This is a genomic window from Streptomyces sp. NPDC018000, assembly GCF_044328025.1.
Classification (GTDB): Bacteria; Actinomycetota; Actinomycetes; order Streptomycetales; family Streptomycetaceae; genus Streptomyces.
In genome coordinates, this window is the sequence record NZ_JBIRGM010000001.1 from 699,686 (window position 1) to 719,063 (window position 19,378).

At 70.5% G+C, this 19,378-nt stretch carries 14 protein-coding genes; all 14 read right to left on the reverse strand.

Going from position 1 to position 19,378, the window contains the following annotated elements:
* Positions 1-51 precede the first annotated feature (51 nt).
* The 14 genes from ACH4EW_RS03365 to ACH4EW_RS03430 all read right to left on the reverse strand — a co-directional run bounded on the left by ACH4EW_RS03365 (position 52) and on the right by ACH4EW_RS03430 (position 19,117).
* On the reverse strand, positions 52-1,281 hold the full coding sequence (locus ACH4EW_RS03365) for an FHA domain-containing protein (RefSeq protein WP_398250625.1): 1,230 nt from the start codon (positions 1,279-1,281) through the stop codon (positions 52-54).
* Between the two features lie 109 nt (positions 1,282-1,390).
* The gene (locus ACH4EW_RS03370) at positions 1,391-2,749 is read right to left on the reverse strand and encodes a VWA domain-containing protein (RefSeq protein ID WP_398250628.1); all 1,359 of its coding nucleotides are present in this window, start codon (positions 2,747-2,749) and stop codon (positions 1,391-1,393) included.
* 143 nt (positions 2,750-2,892) lie between these two features.
* The gene (locus ACH4EW_RS03375) at positions 2,893-4,182 is read right to left on the reverse strand and encodes a PP2C family protein-serine/threonine phosphatase (RefSeq protein ID WP_398250631.1); all 1,290 of its coding nucleotides are present in this window, start codon (positions 4,180-4,182) and stop codon (positions 2,893-2,895) included.
* Positions 4,179-6,797, reverse strand: coding sequence for a tetratricopeptide repeat protein (locus ACH4EW_RS03380; RefSeq protein WP_398250634.1), 2,619 nt, complete (start codon positions 6,795-6,797; stop codon positions 4,179-4,181). Before ACH4EW_RS03380 ends, ACH4EW_RS03375 begins: the two co-directional genes overlap by 4 nt.
* Before the next feature lie 61 nt (positions 6,798-6,858).
* Positions 6,859-8,184: a hypothetical protein gene (locus ACH4EW_RS03385; protein ID WP_398250637.1), complete on the reverse strand. Its 1,326-nt coding sequence runs from the start codon at positions 8,182-8,184 to the stop codon at positions 6,859-6,861.
* A 102-nt stretch (positions 8,185-8,286) separates the two neighbouring features.
* Complete coding sequence (locus ACH4EW_RS03390) at positions 8,287-9,324, reverse strand: glutamate ABC transporter substrate-binding protein (protein WP_398250640.1); 1,038 nt, start codon at positions 9,322-9,324, stop codon at positions 8,287-8,289.
* An 11-nt stretch (positions 9,325-9,335) separates the two neighbouring features.
* Positions 9,336-10,727 carry a hypothetical protein gene (locus ACH4EW_RS03395; RefSeq protein ID WP_398250643.1) on the reverse strand — a complete coding sequence of 464 codons (1,392 nt, stop codon included), beginning with the start codon at positions 10,725-10,727 and terminating at the stop codon, positions 9,336-9,338.
* A gap of 320 nt (positions 10,728-11,047) precedes the next feature.
* A complete protein-coding gene (locus tag ACH4EW_RS03400) occupies positions 11,048-12,022 on the reverse strand; it encodes an N-acetylglucosamine kinase (protein WP_398250646.1) in 975 nt (324 codons plus the stop codon).
* Entirely contained in the window at positions 12,013-13,302 is a 1,290-nt protein-coding gene (locus ACH4EW_RS03405) for a 6-phospho-beta-glucosidase (RefSeq protein ID WP_398250649.1), read from the reverse strand. Before ACH4EW_RS03405 ends, ACH4EW_RS03400 begins: the two co-directional genes overlap by 10 nt.
* Before the next feature lie 3 nt (positions 13,303-13,305).
* The gene (locus ACH4EW_RS03410; RefSeq protein ID WP_398250652.1) at positions 13,306-14,208 is read right to left on the reverse strand and encodes a carbohydrate ABC transporter permease; all 903 of its coding nucleotides are present in this window, start codon (positions 14,206-14,208) and stop codon (positions 13,306-13,308) included.
* 1 nt (position 14,209) lies between these two features.
* A complete protein-coding gene (locus tag ACH4EW_RS03415; protein WP_398251269.1) occupies positions 14,210-15,091 on the reverse strand; it encodes a carbohydrate ABC transporter permease in 882 nt (293 codons plus the stop codon).
* Positions 15,092-15,182: 91 nt separating this feature from the next.
* Positions 15,183-16,520 (reverse strand): ABC transporter substrate-binding protein, encoded by a 1,338-nt coding sequence (locus ACH4EW_RS03420; protein WP_398250654.1) that lies wholly within the window; start codon positions 16,518-16,520, stop codon positions 15,183-15,185.
* A 66-nt stretch (positions 16,521-16,586) separates the two neighbouring features.
* Positions 16,587-17,810: an ROK family protein gene (locus ACH4EW_RS03425; RefSeq protein WP_398250657.1), complete on the reverse strand. Its 1,224-nt coding sequence runs from the start codon at positions 17,808-17,810 to the stop codon at positions 16,587-16,589.
* Between the two features lie 239 nt (positions 17,811-18,049).
* A complete protein-coding gene (locus ACH4EW_RS03430) occupies positions 18,050-19,117 on the reverse strand; it encodes a mechanosensitive ion channel family protein (RefSeq protein ID WP_398250660.1) in 1,068 nt (355 codons plus the stop codon).
* Between the last annotated feature and the right edge of the window lie 261 nt (positions 19,118-19,378).

The window sequence follows — 19,378 nt, forward strand, 5'->3', positions numbered from 1 at the left end:
GGGTCAGAGGCTGTCGGGTGACGGCCCGGTCAGAGGTCACCCGACAGCCTCTCAGCCCCGGCGGATCGTGATCGTCGTCCACGCCCCGACGTGCACCCTGTCGCCGTCCTGGAGCGGGACGGGGACATAGGGCTGGATCGGGTCCTCGGCGCCGTTGAGCGTGGTGCCGTTGGTGGAGTTCTGGTCGACCACGGCCCAGCTGCCGTCGGGCTGCTGCACCAGCACCGCGTGCTGGTGCGAGACGCCCGGGTCCTCCGGCGGCACGGACAGATCGATGTCGGGGGACTCCCCGGTGCTGTTCCTGCGGCGACCGATGGTGATCTGGCTGCCGGTCAGCGGAAGCTGCTGCTCCGGGGAGTACGCGGGCAGGTTGAGCCCGGCCGCCTCGGGACCGCTGCGCTGCATCATCGCCAGGAAGTACTCACGGTCCGGGGCGGCGACCGCGGTCCAGGTCGCGGGCGGCTGGTTCTGGTTCCGACCCGGGGACGGCGGTTGCTGCTGCGGCGGGGCCGACGGCTGCGGGGCCTGCGTTCGGGACGGCGGCGACAGCATCCAGTCGTCGTCATCGCCGGACTGCGGAGCCTGCGCCGCCTGGGGCGGGGCCGGTGGCTGGGGCGTCGGCGGCTGGGGGGCCTGCGGGGCGGGCGGACCGGGCCGCTGGAACGCGGGCGGCGCCGACTGCTGCTGGAACGGCGGGGGCGGCGCGGTCTTCTGCGGGAAGGACGGCGGCGGCCCCTGCTGCTGGAACGGCTGCGGCGGCTGTGGCGACTGCGGCCCCGGCGATTGGGGACCCGGCGAATGCGGCCCCGGTGCCGGGGGCCCGGGCCGGCTTCCCTGGTCGGGGGAGAGCGGCTCGGCCGGGCGGTTCACCTGTGAGGGCCGCGAGCCCTGGTACTCGAACGGATCGCGCTGCTGCTGAGGGCCCGGCGGCTGCTGTGCCTGGAAGCCGGGCGGCAGGTTGAGACCGGGCGGAGGGCCGGGAATGCTGTGGGACGGCGCCAGCGGCGTGTACGACGTCGCTGTGCTCGTGAGGAAGTTCCAGCGGCACTCCTCGCAGAACGGCGCCATCGCCTCACGCGGCGTGCGGCACTGCGGGCAGAGCTCGGCCTGCCGGGTCGCTTCGGGGCCGGGGCCCTGCGGAAAGCCGTAACCGGGAGCGGGCGGCGGGGGAGGCGGCGGGGGAACTGCACCCGCGGGCGCGCCCGCACCCGCCATGCGATGGCCGCAGACCTCGCACCAGTCGTCGGAACCCGACTGGTGTCCGTTCGGGCAGGTCGGCATGTCGGCGCTTCCTCCTCTCCTCGTCCGGCCCCGGGGGCCGTCATTTCTGTTGCTCTTCGCCACCCGGCGGATCGCTCCGGCCGGGCGGCCCGACCGCGCGGCTGTGCGGCTATTTCTTGACGCGAACGGTCTTGGTGGAGCGTGTTTCGAGTGTCATCGAGTCGGCCTCCGCGACCTTCGCCTTCAGTCGCACAGTACCGGTCGCGGCATCGACGACGTCCACCACCTTCGAAAGAAGTTTCGCGGTGTCCTCGTTCCCGGAGGCCGTTGCCAGCTGCACCGCACGGCCCAGTTTCGCGGTCGCGCCGCCGAAGTCTCCCGACTTGCGGGCATCGAGCCCCTGCTGGATGACTTGTGCCAGTTCCGCCTGGCCCGTGTAGTGCGCGACCTGCGGGTTGATCGAGGTGGACGCCGCCATGTCCTGCGTCCACACCGCCCGTACCAGACCCTGCGAAAGGGTCTGCGGGGCCCCGCCCGACGGGTCGGGGAGGATCAGCGAGACCCGGGACGCCAGCATCTCCTGCCCGATCCCGGCCTCCGGCACCCGTACGCACAGGTGGTAGTCGCGGGATTCGTCCCCCCAGGAACCCGTGGGATAGTCCCCGGCGCGGGGGCCCGCCTCGGTGCGGCGGCCGGTCAGATCGACGACGGACGGTGCGACCTGCTTCACGAACTTGATCTCGACCCCGACGGGCGTCCAGAACCGCAGCGCGACATCCGCGACCTCCTTGCCCATCGCGTTCTCCATCATCTGCGTGAAGTCCGCGGCCAGCCCCGCCGGGTCGGCGACGATGTCGGCCGTGCCGAGCAGCGCGGAGGCCACGGCCGTGACCTCTTTCACCTCCCAGTCGGTGCCGACACCCCGGGCGTCACAGGTGAAGCGGCCCGCGCAGGATTCGAGCGCGGCCCGCAGATCCTCCGGCGCCTCGTGCTCGTTGCGCCCGTCGGTGAGGAGGATGCCGTGCCGGATCTCCACATCGGCGGCGCCGAGCAGCCGGTCGGTCAGCCGCAGCCAGGTGCCGATCGCCGTACCGCCACCGGCGCTGAGCGCGCGCAGGGCCTCCTTCGCCCGGGCCCTGGTCCGCGCATCGGCGACTGCGAGCCTCCCGTTGCCCGGGTAGACCTCCTTGGCGACGTGCGTACCGCCGACCACGGCGAACGAGGTGCCGTCGCGCAGGGTGTCGATGGCCGCGGCCGTCGCATCGCGGGCGTTGCGCATCTTCGTCGGCGGATAGTCCATGGAACCGGAGCAGTCGACCATGATCACCACGGCGGCTTTCGGAGCCTGCCCCGGTACGTGCGCGGGCGTGGCAGCCGCACCGGACAGCGGGACGCCGCCGGTGGTGCCTCCTCCGGTCGAGGTGACCGTGACGATCGCGTTGACCTCGCGACCGCCCTCCGGCAGATATTCGTTCTGGTACACCTCGACGGAGAAGCGCGGCACGTTCGACTTGGAGAAGTTGGCCATCCGATCGGCTCCTTGAGGCTCCAGGTGTCAGATGAAAGACAGCTGTGAGGGCAGAAATGCAGCTGAAAGCGGGCGAACGCGAGTGAAATCGTCAGGTGTGGAGTGGGCGGACGGAAACGGAACCAAGCGCTGTGGAACGGGGCTCATGTGGTGCCGCAGGCCGATCCTGCCCCCTGCGTCGCTACGGCGAACGGCATCAGGGCCACTGTTACGTTGTCGTGGCCCCCACCGTCGAGTGCATGACCCACCAGCACCTGGGCGCCGTGCAACGGCCGCAGCTGCGCGTCGGCCGGCACCGCCGCGGCCATCTCGGCAGCCGACTCCGCGTAGTTCCAGAGGCCGTCCGTGCACACCACCACGAGACCGGACCGGTCCGGTCTGAAGGACGCGGTGTGCGGCTCCAGTTCGTACGCGTCGGCGCCGAGCCACCCCGTGATGGCGTGGGCGCGCACGTCCGCGTACGCCTCGGCCTCGTTCATCAGGCCCGCCGCCACCATCTGCGCGGCCCAGGAGTCGTCCTCGGTCAGCCGGGCGGGCGGCTTGGTGCGGTCGTCCGGCACCCAGTAGACGCGGCTGTCGCCGACCCAGCCGACGACCAGCAGACCACCCGCCGCCACCGCGCCGACCAAGGTGCACGCCGGGGCGTTCTGGTGGCGGCGGGTGTCGTGCTCCATGGCCTGACCGGGCTCCTCGGCCAGGGAGTTGACCGACTCGGCGGCTGCGACGATCGCCTCGTGCATCGCCTGCTGCGGATGGATACCGCGCGGCAGCGACTCCAGAAGCGATTCGTTGGCGGCGCTCGCGGCGGCCGCAGACGCCTCGTCGGGGCGGCTTGCCGAAGAGACGCCGTCACAGACGATCGCGACGACGGCCGGTGAACCGTCGGGCAGAGCGGTGGTCGACACCGCGAACGAGTCCTCGTTGCGGTGGTGGCGCAGGCCCCGGTCGCTGACGGCGGCCACCGAACCGAGCTCCTGCTCCATGTGGTCGCGCTCGCGCGGCTGTGCGTGACCGCAGTTCTCGCAGTAGCCGTCGGTGTCGACACGGCCGGCGCGGCAGGCCACACACCGTTTGCTGCCGGCCGGTGGTGTGGAGGGCGGCTTCGCGGCAGAGGTACGGGGGTCGGGCGCAGACACCTCCGCGGACGGCGTGGATGCGGGTGCGGCCCCGGGCGCGGCCGGCTCGAAGTCGCCGGATCCGCCCGGCTCGTCGAAGCGGACCGCTGCCGGGCGATGCGCCGGAGTGCGGGCGGCGGCCGCGCCGTTCTCCGCCGGCAGGGCCGTGGCGATCGTCGGGTGGTCCTGCGGCGGTCCGGGCACGGCCGACAGGTCGTACCCGCATGCACCGCAGAACAGGTCCGCCGGCTCCAGCGGCTCTTCGCAGCCGGGGCACTTCGACGGGGCCGTCTCCTGGGGCTTCTGCGACATTTTCACACCCACGTCCGGGGGCGGAAACGGTTGGCCCGCTCCACCAGTTCGATCCTCTCGTCGCCGGGCTCTGCAAGCCGGGCGAGCATCCGGTACGAACGCTCCAGCCCGAAACGCAGGCCGCGCTCGTCCAGCTCACTGCCGAGCAGTGTTCTCGGCCCGGGCGACCCGGCAGGCGGGTACGGCTGGGGGGCCGAGGACCGAGCCGTCGGACTACCGGAGAGTACCCAGTCGAGCGCCGTCCCCAGCACCTCTGTCGACAACTGCTCGCGGCGTACCGCGTCCAGACCGAAACCGGCCAGCCCCGAGACCTGGGCCGAGGCGGCCATCAGATCGTCGATCAGCGGCTCGTCCGGTGCCCGTTCACGCAGCCGGGCGCGCACCGCGGCGACCCGGGCCGCCGTGTAGTGGATCGACGCCTCCGGCACGGACTCCAGCGCCCTGACCGCCCCGGCCCGGTCCCCGGCGGCGAGCTGCACCCGGGCCAGGCCGAACGCCGCGCTGACGAAGCTCGGGTCGGTCGTCCACACCAGCCGGTAGTACTCGGCGGCGTTGTCCAGCTGGCCCAGGACCTCGGCACAGATACCCAGCGCCAGCTTGGGCGCCGGCTCACCGGGGAACGCGTCGTACACCGCGTCGAAGGAGAGCGCCGCGTTCTCGTTGTCACCGGTCACCAGCGAGGTGACGCCGCGGTACCAGACGACCCGCCAGTCGTCCGGGTACTGGCTCTCCAGCGCCGTCAGCGTCTGCCCGGCCGCACCGAGTTCGTTCATCTCCAGGCGGGCGCGCAGCTCACGCAGCCGGGTCTCCAGCGAGGCCGCGGACACGGCGTTCAGCGCGGCGATCAGTTCGGAGGGGGCGGTGGTCATCAGTCCGGCGAGGAAGCCCGCGTTGGGGTCGCTCGCGTCGACCCGGGGCACGGGCAGCGCGAGCGAGGTGGACCGCGCGTCGAACCAGGCCAGCCGGGGGCCGTTCAGGGCATAAGGCCCCGACGGCGCACCGGGACCGGGGGCGGCCGGAACGCGGGGAGCCGGAATCACGGCCCGGGCCGGCGCGTACGAGCCGGCCCTCGCCCCGTTCCGCCGCCGCCCGAAGCGCCCGGACGGCGCCGACGCGGCAGCCCGTGCCCCCAGCCGCGATACGTCGTCCGTCAGCTCGGCGAACAACTGCGTGTCCATGACCCGTACTTCTGAACCGAACAGCGTCGACAGCGCGGGACGCGGACGCCCCGTCTGCAGCGACACCACCTCGCGCAGCACACCCGTCAGCTGCTCCGCCATCTCCGCCGCCGAGGCGAACCGCCGCGCCGGATCCGGGTCGGTGGCCCGCACCAGCAGCCGGTAGAACGACTCATAGGTCCGGAACACCTCGATGTTGTCCGGGTCCGGCAGCGAGTCCACGAAGACGTTGGTGTAGCCCTGGAAGTCGAAGGTGAGCACCGCGAGCGTCCGCGCGACCGTGTACAGGTCGGAGGCGATCGACGGGCCGACCTCCGCGACCTCCGGCGCCTGGTACCCGACCGTGCCGTAGATGGCCGACTCGTCGTCGTCCATTCTGCGGACCGCGCCCATGTCGATCAGCTTCAGCTGGTCCTCGGTCTGGATCGCGTTGTCGACCTTGAAGTCGCAGTACAGCAGGTTGCGGCTGTGCAGATGGCCGAGCGCCTCCAGCGCCTCGATGCCGTACGCGCACGCCTGCTCGACGGGCAGCGGATCGCGCCTCCCGGCCGGGGTCCGGCGCTCGTTCGCGATCTCCTTGAGCGACTTGCCGCCGACGTACTCCATCACGATGTAGCCGTCGAGCGAGCCGGTGCGCTGGTCGAGATGCTCGACGAAGTTGTAGATCCGGACGATGTTGGAGTGCTCGATCTCGGCGAGGAAGCGGCGCTCCGAGATGGCGGCCGCCATGGCGTCCTGGTCGCCCGTGTCGAGCAGGCCCTTGAGGACCACCCAGCGGTCGGACACCGCACGGTCGACCGCGAGATAGACCCAGCCGAGCCCGCCGTGCGCCAGGCAGCCCGCGACCTCGTACTGGCCGTGCACGACGTCGCCCTCGCGGAGCTTGGGCACGAAGGAGTACGGGTGGCCGCACTTGGTGCAGAACCCCTCCGTGCGGCCCGCCCGTTCGCCGCGGGCCCGGCCCACCGGGGCCCCGCAGTCCGAACGTGAACAGAAACGCTTCCGTTCCGGCACCTGCGGGTTCCGCATCACCGCGGAACGCGGGTCGGGACGCGGCACGTCAGGCACCTGTACCAGGCCCGCGCCCAGCCTCCCCCGGCCGGACGACGCGCCCGTGGGCGAACCGGAGGAACGCACCGACACCGAACGGGCCGTGGTGCCACCGGACAGCGAGCGCGAGAGCCGCCCCGAAACGGAACGCCGCGAGGTCGACGAGCGGGACGAGGTGGGCGAGGACGCCCGGGACGAGGCCCGCGAACCGCTGCCGCCCCGGCTGCCCATGCTGCTCGCGCCACCGCCGACCGCGATCCCGGTGGGCGGCGAACTCACCATGCCCGTCGGCGAGACGACCGGAGCCAGACCGCAGGTGTCGCAGTACAGCTCACCGCCGCCCACATCCTCGTAACCGCCCTCGCACGCAGGGCGCTGGCACTGCGTACTCATGGTCCGTCCCCCTGTTCGCCCCGCCGCAGCAGCGGCCCTTCCACCTTGCACACACCCGCACTCATCGCCGGTCCTCCGGTCCCGAGGCCCGGTCCGGGGACAGCAGTTCGGCCGCCGCCTCCTGGTAGCGCAGCACCGCCTGCGTGGCGACCCGCAGATCGCACGGTGCGCTCCACAGCATCCGGCGCGCCGCGTCGTACCGCTCGATCAGCAGCGGATCCTCGGCCAGCCCGTGCCGGGCGACCTTCGCCTTGTACGCGTCGAGCCTGCCGCGCAGCTCCGCCCGTACGGCCAGCGGAGCCGTGACCGCGGTCAGCGACTCACGGGCCCGCAGCAGCTCCTCCTCGGCCTCCCGCTCCAGCGTCTCCAGGAGGGGGGAGAGCCGGTGCCACTGCGCATGCCTGCGGTACTCCGAAGCGGCGGCCAGCCGCTCCTGGAGTGCGGTCGCCGGGCCGCTGACCGCGGGCACCTCGGAGGCGGCGATCTTCGCCAGCACCTCGCCGCGCGCCGACCGGGCCTCGGTCAGGGTGCGGTCCGCGCGGGAGAGGACATCACGTAGGTGGACCAGACGCTGCTCGGCGTCCTTCCGGACCGAGAGCACCGCCTCGATCTCGCGGCGTACGTCGTCCAGGGCGCGGGCTGCCCGGTCGTAGCGCGTCGTGTCGGGGCGGCCGCCGCCGGGCGCCGAACTGCCGGGGCCCGACAACCAGAACGCGAGCGGATCGGAGATCACCTGGACCCGCAGTGTGATGAGTTCACGGGTGATCGCCTCCAGGTCGTCGCCCGCCGGGTGCTCACCCGGCCGTACGCCGACCGAGTGCGCCAGCGAGCGGGTGCGGTGCAGCTCGGCGGCGAGGAGATCTATCCGGGCGGGCAGCGCGGACCACACGGAGTCGGAGGCGACGACCATGTCCAGCGAGCGGGCGTACAGGTCGTTCATCCGGGTGACCAGCTCCTCCAGCGTGAACCGCTCGGAGAGCTTGGCCGGGCCCGTGACCGACGGATCGGGCCGGCCGGCCGCATGGGCCACGGTGACACTCCGGCCGCGCAGCAGTTCGGTGAGGGCCACCAGGTCGTCCCGGTTGGGGTGGCGCCGGCGGGCCCGCACCTCGCGGGCCTCGGCCAGCGCCGCCGCGTAGGCGTCGAAATACCCCCACAGCAGCGTGATCGAGTGCTCGGTGGAGGCCCAGCGTTCCTTGGTGACGCCGGTCAGATCGGCGCCCTCCAGGAGCCGACGTCCCGCGTGATCCTGCAGGGCGAGGAGCGAGGTCTCGATCGCCTCGTGCTCCGCGCCCAGCCGGGCCAGTGCACGGTCCGCCTCGTCCCGGTCCATGACCGGGCCGGAGGACCTCCCCGCATAGCCGGGGAAGGAGCCCGCGACGCCCATCGATCACCTCTCCGCTCTTCCTGCCGGGACGGGCCCGGCAGGATCAGTGCCACCGCCTCGCCGGCCCGGTCCGCGCCCGCGCGCACACCTGGCCGGCCGGCGCTAGTTGCTCCGGTACTTGGGGGCCGGCGGCGCCGGTATGCCCGGCAGACCGGCCTCCAGCCACTTCCGGTACGACAGCATCCAGGGGCTGTTCGCACCACCGCTGCGGTAGTCGACCAGCACCTGGTTGACCCGGGCCACCAGATCGTCCGCGCCGCGCTTCGCCGCCACGCCGTAGTACTCGGTGGTGAACGGTTTGTCGCCCTTGAGCTCGACCGCCGGGTCCTGGGCGGCCTGGCCGGCCGCCAGCGCGTTGTCCGTGACCACCGCGTCGACCTCACCCAGCTGGAGCCGCACCAGGCAGTCCAGCTGGTTGGGGACGGTGAGCCGGTCCTCGTCCGTGTCGGCGCCGTCGTGCTCGTCCTTGAAGACCGCGCCGAACGACTGCTTCTCCAGCGCCTCGTACGCGGTGGAGCCCTCGGCGGTGCAGACCCGCTTCCCGGCCAGGGACTTGTCGAACCCGGTGATCGGTGAGTCCTTCGGCGCCAGGACCTGCTGCCCGGCCTGGAAATAGGCGGTGGAGAACGAGACCTGCTCCAGCCTGGCGCAGTTGATCGTCATTGTCCGGACGACGACATCGACCTTGTCGTTCTCCAGAGCGGCGATCCGCTGGTTGGTGGGGATGGCCCGGTAGATCACCGCGTCGGGATCGCCCAGGATGTTCTCGGCGATGGCCCGCACCAGATCGATGTCGAAGCCTTCGAGCCTGTCGGCCTCGGGATTGCGGTACCCCCAGCTGAAGCTGTTCTGGTCGACACCGGCGATCAGCTTTCCGCGGGCTTTGATCTTCGCGATGCTCGGGCCGTCGGCACTGGACGGCGGCAGGCTCGCCTCCGGGTCCGTGCAGTCGCCGGACCGGGTCTGCACGGCCTGCGCCGCACCCGGTCCCGCGGTGTCCGTGACGAAGGCGTCGGCGCGGCCGTGGGAGAGCGGCAGCAGGGTGAGCGTGGCCGTCACCGCACAGGCCACGGCCATGCCCGTCACCCCGCCCCAGCCGCGCAGCCTGCCGCGGACGGACCCCGTGCGCTTCCTGGTCATCGTTCCCCCTCTCACCGGTACTCCGAGAGCCTGCGGTTGACCCCGACGATCGCGGCGACGGCACCCAGCGCGGCCAGCGCCGCCGCCCCGACCGGCAGCCCGCCCAGTGCCCCGCGTCCGTCCTTCGCGGCCCGGGTGAACTCGCCCTGCTCATGGGCGAGCGCGTGCTTCAGCGCCTCGTCCACCCGGTTGAAGGACTCACCCGTCGAGTTCTTCGGCCCGATGATCTGCTTCAGCGCACCCTTGTAGTCGCCGTTGTCGTCGGTCGCGCGGGCGGTCCGGTGGCGGCCCTGCCACTCGGAGACACCGTTGACGGCGTTCACCACCGGCCCGCTCCCCCGGGAGTCGTCGGCGAGCTTCCTGGCCTTCCTCAGCTCTTCACCGAGGGCCTTCATGCCCGTGTTGTAGTCGGTCTCGTACTTGTCGTTCCTGCCGTCCGGTGTGAGTACCGCGCCGCGGGCGACAAGGGTGAGGTTCTCATTGGCGCGTGCCTTCAGCGAGTCGATCCGCGCATGGTTGAGAACATCGAGGGACCGCTGGCCGTGCACATCGGCGTCCAGCAGCTCGGACCGCGCCACCGTGTGCCCCACGGCCAGCCACAGCAGCACCACGGTGGACGCGGCGGTCGCGACGAGCAGCCCGTGGTTGAAGACCCGGTTCGTCCTGCGGTAGTTGCGCCGCTGCGCCCACAACAGTGCGGCCAGTGCTACGGCACCGAGCCCGAGCGAGAGGAACGGCCGGGCCCTGGCCGAGTCGATGTCACGGTCGAGCCGCCCGGTCTCCGCCGTGTACAGCCGCTCGGCGGCAGGCAGCAGTTCGTTGGTCATCTTCTGGTTCGCGTAGCGGAGATACGCACCGCCCAGCGGCAGTCCCTGCCGGTTGTTGGCGCGGGCCCGCTCGATCAGACCCGTGTACCGGGGGAGTTCCTCGCCGAGCGTGGTGATCTCGTGCCCGGAGGCCGTCGACGCGTCCGTGTTGGCCGCGGCCTTCACCAGCAGCCGGGATGCCTCCTTGATGTCCTTGTCGTACCGGTCATGGACATCGCGCGGCTCCTGCGCCCCGGCCAGGAAGCCGCTCGCCGCCGCGGTGTCGGCATCGGCCAGCGAGCGGTAGATGGCCGCCGCGTCGGCGCTCAGCGGCTGGCTGCGGCTCACCACGTCGTCGGCTGCGGCCGCCCGGTCGGCGATCTCGAACGCCGTCACGGCCCCGAACGCGACGACGAGCAGGGCCAGTACGGCCCCGATGATCTGCAGCCTGCCCGGTTCGGTCGTCGCCGTGGCCCGCAACCGATCCGCCGTCGCGGACCGGGCCCCGCGCTGCGGCGGAGCGGGTACGGTCGCGGGCACGGGCGGCTGCGCCCGCGCGTGTTCCGGCGCCGTGCGCACATTCGGCGGGTATGTCACTTGACCTCCCCCTCGGTCACTGACGGTGGCCCGGCCCCGGCGGATCGGGGACTGGTACCCGGCCAGCAGTATGGCCGCAGGGACCGACATCCACACCCAGAACGCCCGGATCCTGCATCGGTCCACGGATGCGATCACAGGCATTCGATCAAGGCCTGTGCCGCCGATCAAGACGATCGGCGGACCAATCCCCGAAGCGAACCGATCTTCCCCCACTCATGAACACGTCCGGGACAACTGAACGGTTCCCGTGCGCAAGGGGCGTCCCGCGGCGTGAAACACCGTGGGACGCCCCTTGGGAGAGACCACTCGACGAGCCCTCAGCCGTACTGCGTACGCAGCCTCTCGTGCACCTCGCCGGACACCCCCACGTGATCCAGACCGAGCAGCGCGGCCCCCAGGACCGGACGCTCCGTCACCACCCGGACCAGCGCCTTCGGGGCACGAACCGCGAGGAGCCCGGCGATCCTGTCGTCCAGCTGCGGGTGGCGGGCCGCCAGCACGCCGCCGCCCAGCACCACCGGCGCCTCCTCGTCCAGCAGACCGAGCCTGCTCAGCGCCACCGACGCCATCGCGACGACCTCCTCCGCCAGCCGGTCCACCAGCGCACCCGCCACCGGGTCCCCGGCCGCCGCGGTCGCGAAGAGCACCGGAGTCAGCTCGTGCCGGCGCTCGAACTCGACCCGGCCCAGATGCAGCGCCTCGATCAGCGCGTACATCGAGTCGAGCCCGAAATGCCCGGGCAGCGCACGGGCCAGTTCGGTCGGCTCACCGCGTCCGTCCTCCGCCCGCGAGGCGAACCACATCGCCTCCTCGGCCAGACCCGAACCGCCGCCCCAGTCACCGGATATCCGGCCAATGGCGGGAAAGCGCGCGGTCCGTCCGTCCGGCACCATGCCGACACAGTTGATCCCCGCACCGCACACGACGGCCACACCCCGCGGCTCGTCCACCCCCGCACGCAGAATCGCGAAGGTGTCGTTGCGCACCTCGACCGTGGATCCCCAGCCACGGGCGCGCAGCGCCGCCGCCAACTGCTCCTCCTCCACCGGAAGATCGGCGTTGGCGAGACAGGCCGACACATGTGCGACGGAGCCGACCGGTGTGCCGGACAGCTCCAGCGCCCGGCCGACGGCCGCACCGAGAACGTCCACGGCCGCCTCGATCCCCACGACCGGCGGCTGGAAGCCACCGCCGCGGGCCGCCGACAGCACCGTTCCGTCCACACCGATCAGTGCCACATCGGTCTTGCTGTTCCCCGCATCGATCGCGAGGACCAAAGCGTTCACGCCCACGCCAGGTGCTCCCGGTTGTGCGCGATCAGTTTGTCGGTGAGTGCCTCGGCGTACTCGAACTGACCGATCAACGGGTGCGCGAGCAGCGCCTTGAACACTGCGTCTCTCCCACCCGCCCGCCCGGTGGCTCGGCCTCCGCGAAGCGCGGCCTCCAGGGCGAGGTCCTCGTACGCCGTCACATGGGCGATCAGACCGGCGTACAGCGGGTCCAGCTCCGGTACGGCGAGCGGGGTGGCACCCGCTGCGTCGACCCTCGCCTGCACCTCGATCACCGCGTCGTCCGGCAGGAACGGCAACGTCCCCCTGTTGTACGTGTTGACCACCTGCACAGCGGCGCCGCCCGAGCCGAGCAGGCAGGACGCCAGGTCCACGGCCGCCTCCGAGTAGAAGGCGCCGCCGCGCTTGGCGAGCAGTGCGGGCTTCTCGTCCAGCGCCGGGTCGCCGTACATGGCGAGGAGTTCCTTCTCCATCGCGGCGACCTCGGCCGCCCGGGACGGCTTGGTGCCGAGCTCCCGTACCACCTCGTCGTGCGCGTAGAAGTAGCGCAGGTAGTAGGAGGGGACGACGCCGAGCCGGTCGACGATTGCCCGTGGCATGCGCAGATCGCCGGCGATCGCGTCGCCGTGCTCGGCGAGCAGCTTCGGCAGGATGTTCTCGCCGTCCGGGCCGCCGAGGCGGACCCCGAGCTCCCAGGTCAGGTGGTTGAGCCCGACATGGTCGAGGTGCACCTCACCGGGTGCGACATCGAGGAGCCTGGCGAACTTCCGCTGGAAGCCGATCGCCACGTTGCACAGGCCGATGGCCTTGTGCCCGGCCTGGAGCAGCGCCCGGGTGACGATGCCGACCGGATTGGTGAAGTCGATGATCCAGGCGTTCGGGTTGGTACGGCGGACCCGCTCGGCGATGTCCAGGACGACGGGGACGGTGCGCAGCGCCTTGGCGAGGCCGCCGGCCCCGGTGGTCTCCTGGCCGATGCAGCCGCACTCCAGCGGCCATGTCTCGTCCTGGTTGCGGGCGGCCTGGCCGCCGACGCGCAGCTGGAGCAGGACCGCATCGGCGTCGGCGACGCCCGCGTCGAGGTCCGAGGTGGTGACGATCCGCCCCGGGTGTCCTTGCTTGGCGAAGATCCGCCGGGCGAGGCCGCCGACGAGTTCGAGGCGGTCGGCCGCCGGGTCGACGAGCACCAGCTCCTCGATGGGCAGCGTGTCCCGCAGACGGGCGAAGCCGTCGATCAGTTCAGGTGTGTAGGTGGACCCGCCACCAACTACTGCGAGCTTCATGGGTCAGCCCTTTACTCCGGTCAGTGTGACGCCCTCGACAAAAGCCTTCTGAGCGAAGAAGAAGACGAGGATCACAGGGGCCATGACCAGTACGGTCGCGGCCATGGTCAGGTTCCAGTCGGTGTGGTGCGCGCCCTTGAACGATTCCAGGCCGTAACTGAGCGTCCAGGCGGCCGGGTTCTCTGAGGCGTAGATCTGCGGGCCGAAATAGTCGTTCCAGGCGTAGAAGAACTGGAAGAGCGCGACGGCGGCGATGCCCGGCTTGGCCATCGGTACGACGACCTTCAGCAGGGTGCGCAGCTCACCGCAGCCGTCGACCTTCGCCGCGTCGAGGTACTCGTTCGGGATGGTCAGCAGGAACTGCCGCAGCAGGAAGATGGAGAACGCGTCACCGAAGGCCATCGGGATGATCAGCGGCCAGAGCGTGCCGGACATGTCCAGCTGCTTCGCCCAGAACAGATACATCGGGATGACGACGACCTGCGGCGGCAGCATCATCATCGAGATGACGAGCATCAGCGAAAGATGACGCCCGCGGAAGCGGAACTTGGCGAGCGCGTACGCCACGGGCACCGACGAGACGACCGTGAGTACGGTGCCGAGCCCCGCGTACAGCAGGGTGTTCTTCCACCAGGTCAGAAAGCCCGGGGTGTCGAACACCTTCTTGTAGTTGCTCCACTCGAAGGGGTGCGGCCACAGATCGCGGGTCAGCGCCTGCTGGTCGCTCATCAGCGAGGTGAGCAGGAGGAAGACGAACGGCAGCACGAAGAAGAGCGCGGCAGCGACGCCGAGCGAGTGCACGGCGATCCAGTTCAGCAGCGCCTTGCGGCGTGCCGCGCGTTCGGCCGGGTTGACCGGGTCGGTCGCCCGGTCGGCTGTCTTGCGGGTGTCGAGAGCCTGCGCCACGTCACTCACCTGCCTGGATCAGTCCGCTGCGGCGCCGCATCAGCAGTGCGGTGAACGCCATGGCGAGTACGAAGAGAACGAGTGCGACCACGCAGGCGGAGCCGTAGTCGAAGCGCTGGAAACCGAGGTTGTAGACGAGCTGCGGAAGCGTCAGCGTCGACTTGTCGGGATAGCCCGGCTCGAACGGCTGCCCGGATCCGCCGATCACCCCCGAGGCGACCTTCCCCGCTACCAGTGGCTGGGTGTAGTACTGCATCGTCTGGATGATCCCGGTGACCACGGCGAACATGATGATCGGCGAGATGTTCGGCAGGGTGACGAAGCGGAACCGCTGGTACGCGGACGCCCCGTCCAACTCCGCCGCCTCGTACTGCTCCTTCGGTACGTCGAGCAGCGCGGCCATGAAGATCACCATCAGGTCGCCCACTCCCCACACCGCGAGCGCGGTCAGGGCCGGCTTGGACCAGGTGGCGTCGGTGAACCAGCCCGGCGTGGGCAGCCCCAGATCGCCGAGGATCGAATTGACGGGCCCCGTACCCGGGTTGAGCAGGAAGACGAAGCCGAGTGTCGCCGCGACCGGCGGGGCCAGATACGGCAGGTAGAACAGGGTGCGGAAGACTCCGGCACCTGTCTTGATCCTGGTGATCAGCAGCCCGACGCCGAGACCGAACACCACCCGGCAGGTGACCATGACCACGACCAGCCAGAGCGTGTTGCGCAGCGCGGGCCAGAACAGCGGGTATTCATTGAAGACGTACGACCAGTTCTTCAGCCCGCTGAATTCCGGGGCCGCGAAACCGTCGTAGCTGGTGAAGGAGAAATAGAGCGTGGAGATCAGCGGGTAGGCGAAGAAGAAGCAGAACCCGATCAGCCACGGCGACATGAAGGCCGCCGTCCGCAGCGCCGTTCTTCTGCGCTTCGAACGGAGTGTGTACGTGCCCGTGCTCGTACGTTTACTCGTGCTCATCGCAGTGCTACTTCGCCTGTGCGATCGCTGCGTCGATTTCCTCGGCGGTCTTCTCCAGACCCGCCTTGATGTCCTTCTGCTTGCCCTTCTCGATGTCGAATCCGAGGTTCTGCAGGGACATCAGGTAGGCGCCGCCGTTCACCGAGGGCGGGGTGGTGGTGCTGTTCGGGTTCGCGGCGATGTCCAGGAACGTCTTGAACCGCGGGTCGTATTTCAGCTTCGGCGACTTCAGCGCGTCCAGCGTGGACGGCACGTTGTGGATCGCATTGGCGAAGTTCACCACCGCGTCGGTGTCGGTCGTCATGTACTTCACCAGCTCCCAGGCCGCGTTCTGCTTCTGCGAGGTGGCGGCGATACCGGCGACGGTCCCGGTCAGATAGCCCTTGCCGTAGGTGTCGCGCTCGTCGTCGGCGACGGGCATCGGGGCCACCCCGATCTCGAACTCCGGCTTGCTCTCCTCGGCCATCCCGAGCCGCCACTCGCCGTCCAGCTGCATGGCCACCTGACCCGTGTGGAACGGGTGCTTGGCACCCCACTCGTCACCGAACGACGTACGGTACTTCTCCAGCTTCTCGTAGCCGCCCAGGTCGTCGACCAGCTTCTTCTGGGTGGTGAGCATGTCGGCGAACGCGGGGTCCTTGGCGATGTTCGACTTGCCGTCCGCGTCGAAGTACTCCGGGTCCCAGCCACCGAGGTAGTGCTCGGTCGTCGACTCGTAGCCGTGGTAGTTCGGCATGAAGCCGAGCTGCTCGTACGAATCGCCCTTGGTCTTCGTCAGCTTCTTCGCGGCCGCGGCCAGTTCGGACCAGGTCTTCGGCGGGTTCGCGATGCCGGCGGCCTTGAACGCGTCCTTGTTGTAGTAGAGCCCGTACGCGTCACCGAGCAGTGGCACGGTGCAGCGCACACCGTCGAACTGCGTGTACTCGTTCATCGCCTTGGGGAAGGTCTTGGCCGCGTCGATCCCGTCCTTCTTCAGGAAGGGGTTCAGATCGACGAACGCCTTCGACGAACAGAATTTGCCGACATTGTTCGTGGTGAACGACGAGACGACGTCCGGGGCCGTCGAACCGCCCGCCCGCAGCGCCTGGTTGATCTTGTCGTCGGTCATATTGCCGACGACCTTCACATGGATATTGGGGTGCGCCTTCTCGAAGGCGTCGACCGTGGCCTGAATTCCCTTGACCTCGTTCGGGGCGCTCCAGCCGTGCCAGAAGTTGATGGTCGTCTCCTTGGACGCGTCATCACTGGCACCGGAGTTGCTCTGGCCCGTACAGGCGGAGGCGAACAGCGATATTGCGGCGGTCGCGGCGAGCGCGGCAGCCGTCTTCCTGCGGTGTCCGGACATGGCGGTCTCCCGATGAAGGATGGGCGGAGAAGGGCGATGACTGAAGGCGAGGGGACGGCAAGGGGTTCAGCGCGAGGTGTCGAAGACCTCGTCACGGGTGGTGGCGAGTGCGCTCTCCAGCGCGCCGCGCAGGACGGGGCGATGCGTCACGGCACCGGCGATCAGCCGGGGCCGGGAGGCCGCCAGTTCGACGAGCTCGGACTCCACCCGGCCGCGCAGCGGTTCCCCGCCGGCCGCGATCAGCTCGCCGGACAGCACGACGACTTCCGGGTCCAGTACGGCGATCATGGAGGCGAGACCGGTCGCGAGGCCGGTGGCGAACAGATCGAGGAGCCGGGGGTACGGGCCGTCCTCACCCGCCTTGGCGGCCTCGGCGGCCCGGGCGATCAGGCCGGCCGCGACCTCGTGATGGGTACCCGAGCCGCGGACCGGCGCGTCGTCGATGCCGAGCTCCCGGGCCAGCCGGGACAACACCTGCGCGCCCGCCAGCTCCTGGAAGCCGCCCGCGTTCACCTTGGTGACCTGGCGGACCAGCGGGACGCCCGGCACCGGCAGGAAACCGACCTCACCGGCGCCACCGGTGAAGCCGCGGTGCAGCCGTCCGTTGATGACGAGGGCGGCACCGAGCCCCTCCTCGTTCCACAACAGGACGAAGTCGTCGTGCCCGCGCGCCGCGCCGAGCCGCTGCTCGGCCACCGCGACCAGGTTCACATCGTTCTCGTACTCGACCGGCATCGGCAGAAAGGCGGCCAGCTCGTCCAGCAGGGTGGGGGAGTGCCAGCCGGGCAGATGCGAGGCATACCGCAGCCGTCCGGTGCCCGGGTCGAAGGCGCCCGGGGTGCCGATGACGACCCGGTGCACCTCGGAGCGGGTGAGCCCGGCGTCCTTGACCGCTCCGTCGAGCGCATCCGCCACCTGCCGCACCACACTGTCGGCACGCCGCCCCGGGGTGCGCAGCTCGAATTCCCCGACCGTCTCACCGGTCACATCGGCAACGGCGGCAACGATCCGGCGGGCGTTCACATCCAGGCCCGCGACATGCGCGGCCCGCGCGTTCACCGCGTACAGCTGGGCGTTGGGCCCCGGCCGCCCCGCCGTGGTCCCGGTGGCGACGACCAGGCCGGCGGCCTCCAGCCGCGCGAGCAGCTGCGACGCGGTGGGCTTGGAGAGCCCCGTCAGCTTCCCGATCCTGGTCCGGGAGAGGGGCCCGTGCTCCAGCAGCAGATCGAGGGCGGCCCGGTCGTTCATGGCCCGCAGTACGCGGGGGGTACCCGGTGTGGTTCCGGCCATGAGCACTGCACCTGCCCTCTGTTAGGAAAGTTTCCTATTCGGTGAGAGGACGTTATGCGCACGCCACCGGGCCGTCAATGGTCAGAACCCCGGTGGCTACCAAAGCGTTACTCGAGACTGTGAAAGCACGGCGGGTCATCCCCCGCTGTCCGTAGAGACATGGAGGCACTCACGCTTCGCACCGCCCTGCCGGCTGCGCCGCCCGGATACATGCGGCGGGCGCTGCCCAAGGGCTGCCGCTACTTCGAGACGTTCGCCGGCGGGGGGATCGGTGTCGTGGCCAGGGACTGCGGCGAGGTCGTCGACGCGTACGCCGAGGGGGCGGCCATGCCGGCCGTCGGGTCGGCCGGCGAGGGCTCGTCCGGCTGGGCCGGGATGCCGCCGGCCATGCGGATGCCCACCTCGTCGAAGGACCGCTTGATCCGCCAGCGCAGCTCGCGCTCCACGCTCAGCGCCTTGCCCGGCATCGTCTTCGCGGTCACCCGGACCGTCATCGAGTCCAGGAGCACGGAGTCCAGGCCCAGGATCTCCACGGGGCCCCACAGCCGCTCGTTCCACGGGTCTTCCTTGGCCATCGCCGCGGCGGCCTCGGAGATCACCGTACCGACCCTGTCGAGGTTCTCCGTGGGGCGCACCGGCACATCGACACCGGCCGTCGCCCAGCCCTGGCTGAGGTTGCCGATTCGTTTCACCTCGCCGTTGCGGACGTACCAGATCTCGCCGTTGTCGCCGCGCAGCTTGGTGACCCTCAGGCCGACCTCGATGACCTCGCCGGAGGCGACGCCCGCGTCGATGGTGTCGCCGACGCCGTACTGGTCCTCCAGGATCATGAAGACACCGGAGAGGAAGTCGGTGACGAGGTTGCGCGCACCGAAACCGAGCGCCACACCGGCCACCCCGGCGGAGGCCAGCAGCGGCGCCACATCGATCTGGAACGCGTCCAGGATCATCAGGGCGGCAGTGCCCAGGATCAGGAACGACGCGACCGAGCGGAGTACGGAACCGATCGCCTCGGAGCGCTGACGGCGGCGTTCCGTATTGACCAGCAGCCCGCCGAGGGCGGTGCCCTCCACCGCCTGGGCGCTGCGGTTCATCCGGTCGATGAGCTTGGTGAGAGCACGACGGATCGCGACGCGCAACACGATCGCGATCGCGACGATGAGCAGAATGCGCAGACCGGTGCTCAGCCAGGTGGACCAATTCTCTTCCACCCAGCTCGCGGCGTTTCCGGCCTGTTCGGCGGCCTCGTCCAGCGAGCCACCGGGCCCGGGGGACGGGGCTGCGGCCAACAGGGCGGACGGGAACACGGTGGAACCTCCAGATGGGCGACGGCGGGCCAACCACACTAACGGGGGATCGCGAGTGTTCCATTGCCACGATCGGGGGGAGAGCGCATCACACAGGGGGCGCGCAGGCGGCGTGTGGCCGATCGCACATCCGTGCGCGGCCACTGCGGCGGCGGCCCCGAAGCGCCTGTTCCGGCGTGCGGCGACGGCGCGGGAAGCAGGCAGCGGAGAAAAAATCCTCCCGGCCCGTTACCCGCACGTGGTGGCGCTTTGACCAGGCGT

What these genes read in the sequence shown, in the direction of transcription:
- ACH4EW_RS03365 (WP_398250625.1), bottom strand. Translation starts at nt 1,281, where the DNA reads ATGCCGACCTGCCCGAACGGACACCAGTCGGGTTCCGACGACTGGTGC.
- ACH4EW_RS03370 (WP_398250628.1), bottom strand. Translation starts at nt 2,749, where the DNA reads ATGGCCAACTTCTCCAAGTCGAACGTGCCGCGCTTCTCCGTCGAGGTG.
- ACH4EW_RS03380 (WP_398250634.1), bottom strand. Translation starts at nt 6,797, where the DNA reads ATGAGTACGCAGTGCCAGCGCCCTGCGTGCGAGGGCGGTTACGAGGAT.
- ACH4EW_RS03385 (WP_398250637.1), bottom strand. Translation starts at nt 8,184, where the DNA reads ATGGGCGTCGCGGGCTCCTTCCCCGGCTATGCGGGGAGGTCCTCCGGC.
- ACH4EW_RS03390 (WP_398250640.1), bottom strand. Translation starts at nt 9,324, where the DNA reads ATGACCAGGAAGCGCACGGGGTCCGTCCGCGGCAGGCTGCGCGGCTGG.
- ACH4EW_RS03405 (WP_398250649.1), bottom strand. Translation starts at nt 13,302, where the DNA reads ATGAAGCTCGCAGTAGTTGGTGGCGGGTCCACCTACACACCTGAACTG.
- ACH4EW_RS03415 (WP_398251269.1), bottom strand. Translation starts at nt 15,091, where the DNA reads ATGTCGCCGTGGCTGATCGGGTTCTGCTTCTTCTTCGCCTACCCGCTG.
- ACH4EW_RS03420 (WP_398250654.1), bottom strand. Translation starts at nt 16,520, where the DNA reads ATGTCCGGACACCGCAGGAAGACGGCTGCCGCGCTCGCCGCGACCGCC.
- ACH4EW_RS03425 (WP_398250657.1), bottom strand. Translation starts at nt 17,810, where the DNA reads ATGGCCGGAACCACACCGGGTACCCCCCGCGTACTGCGGGCCATGAAC.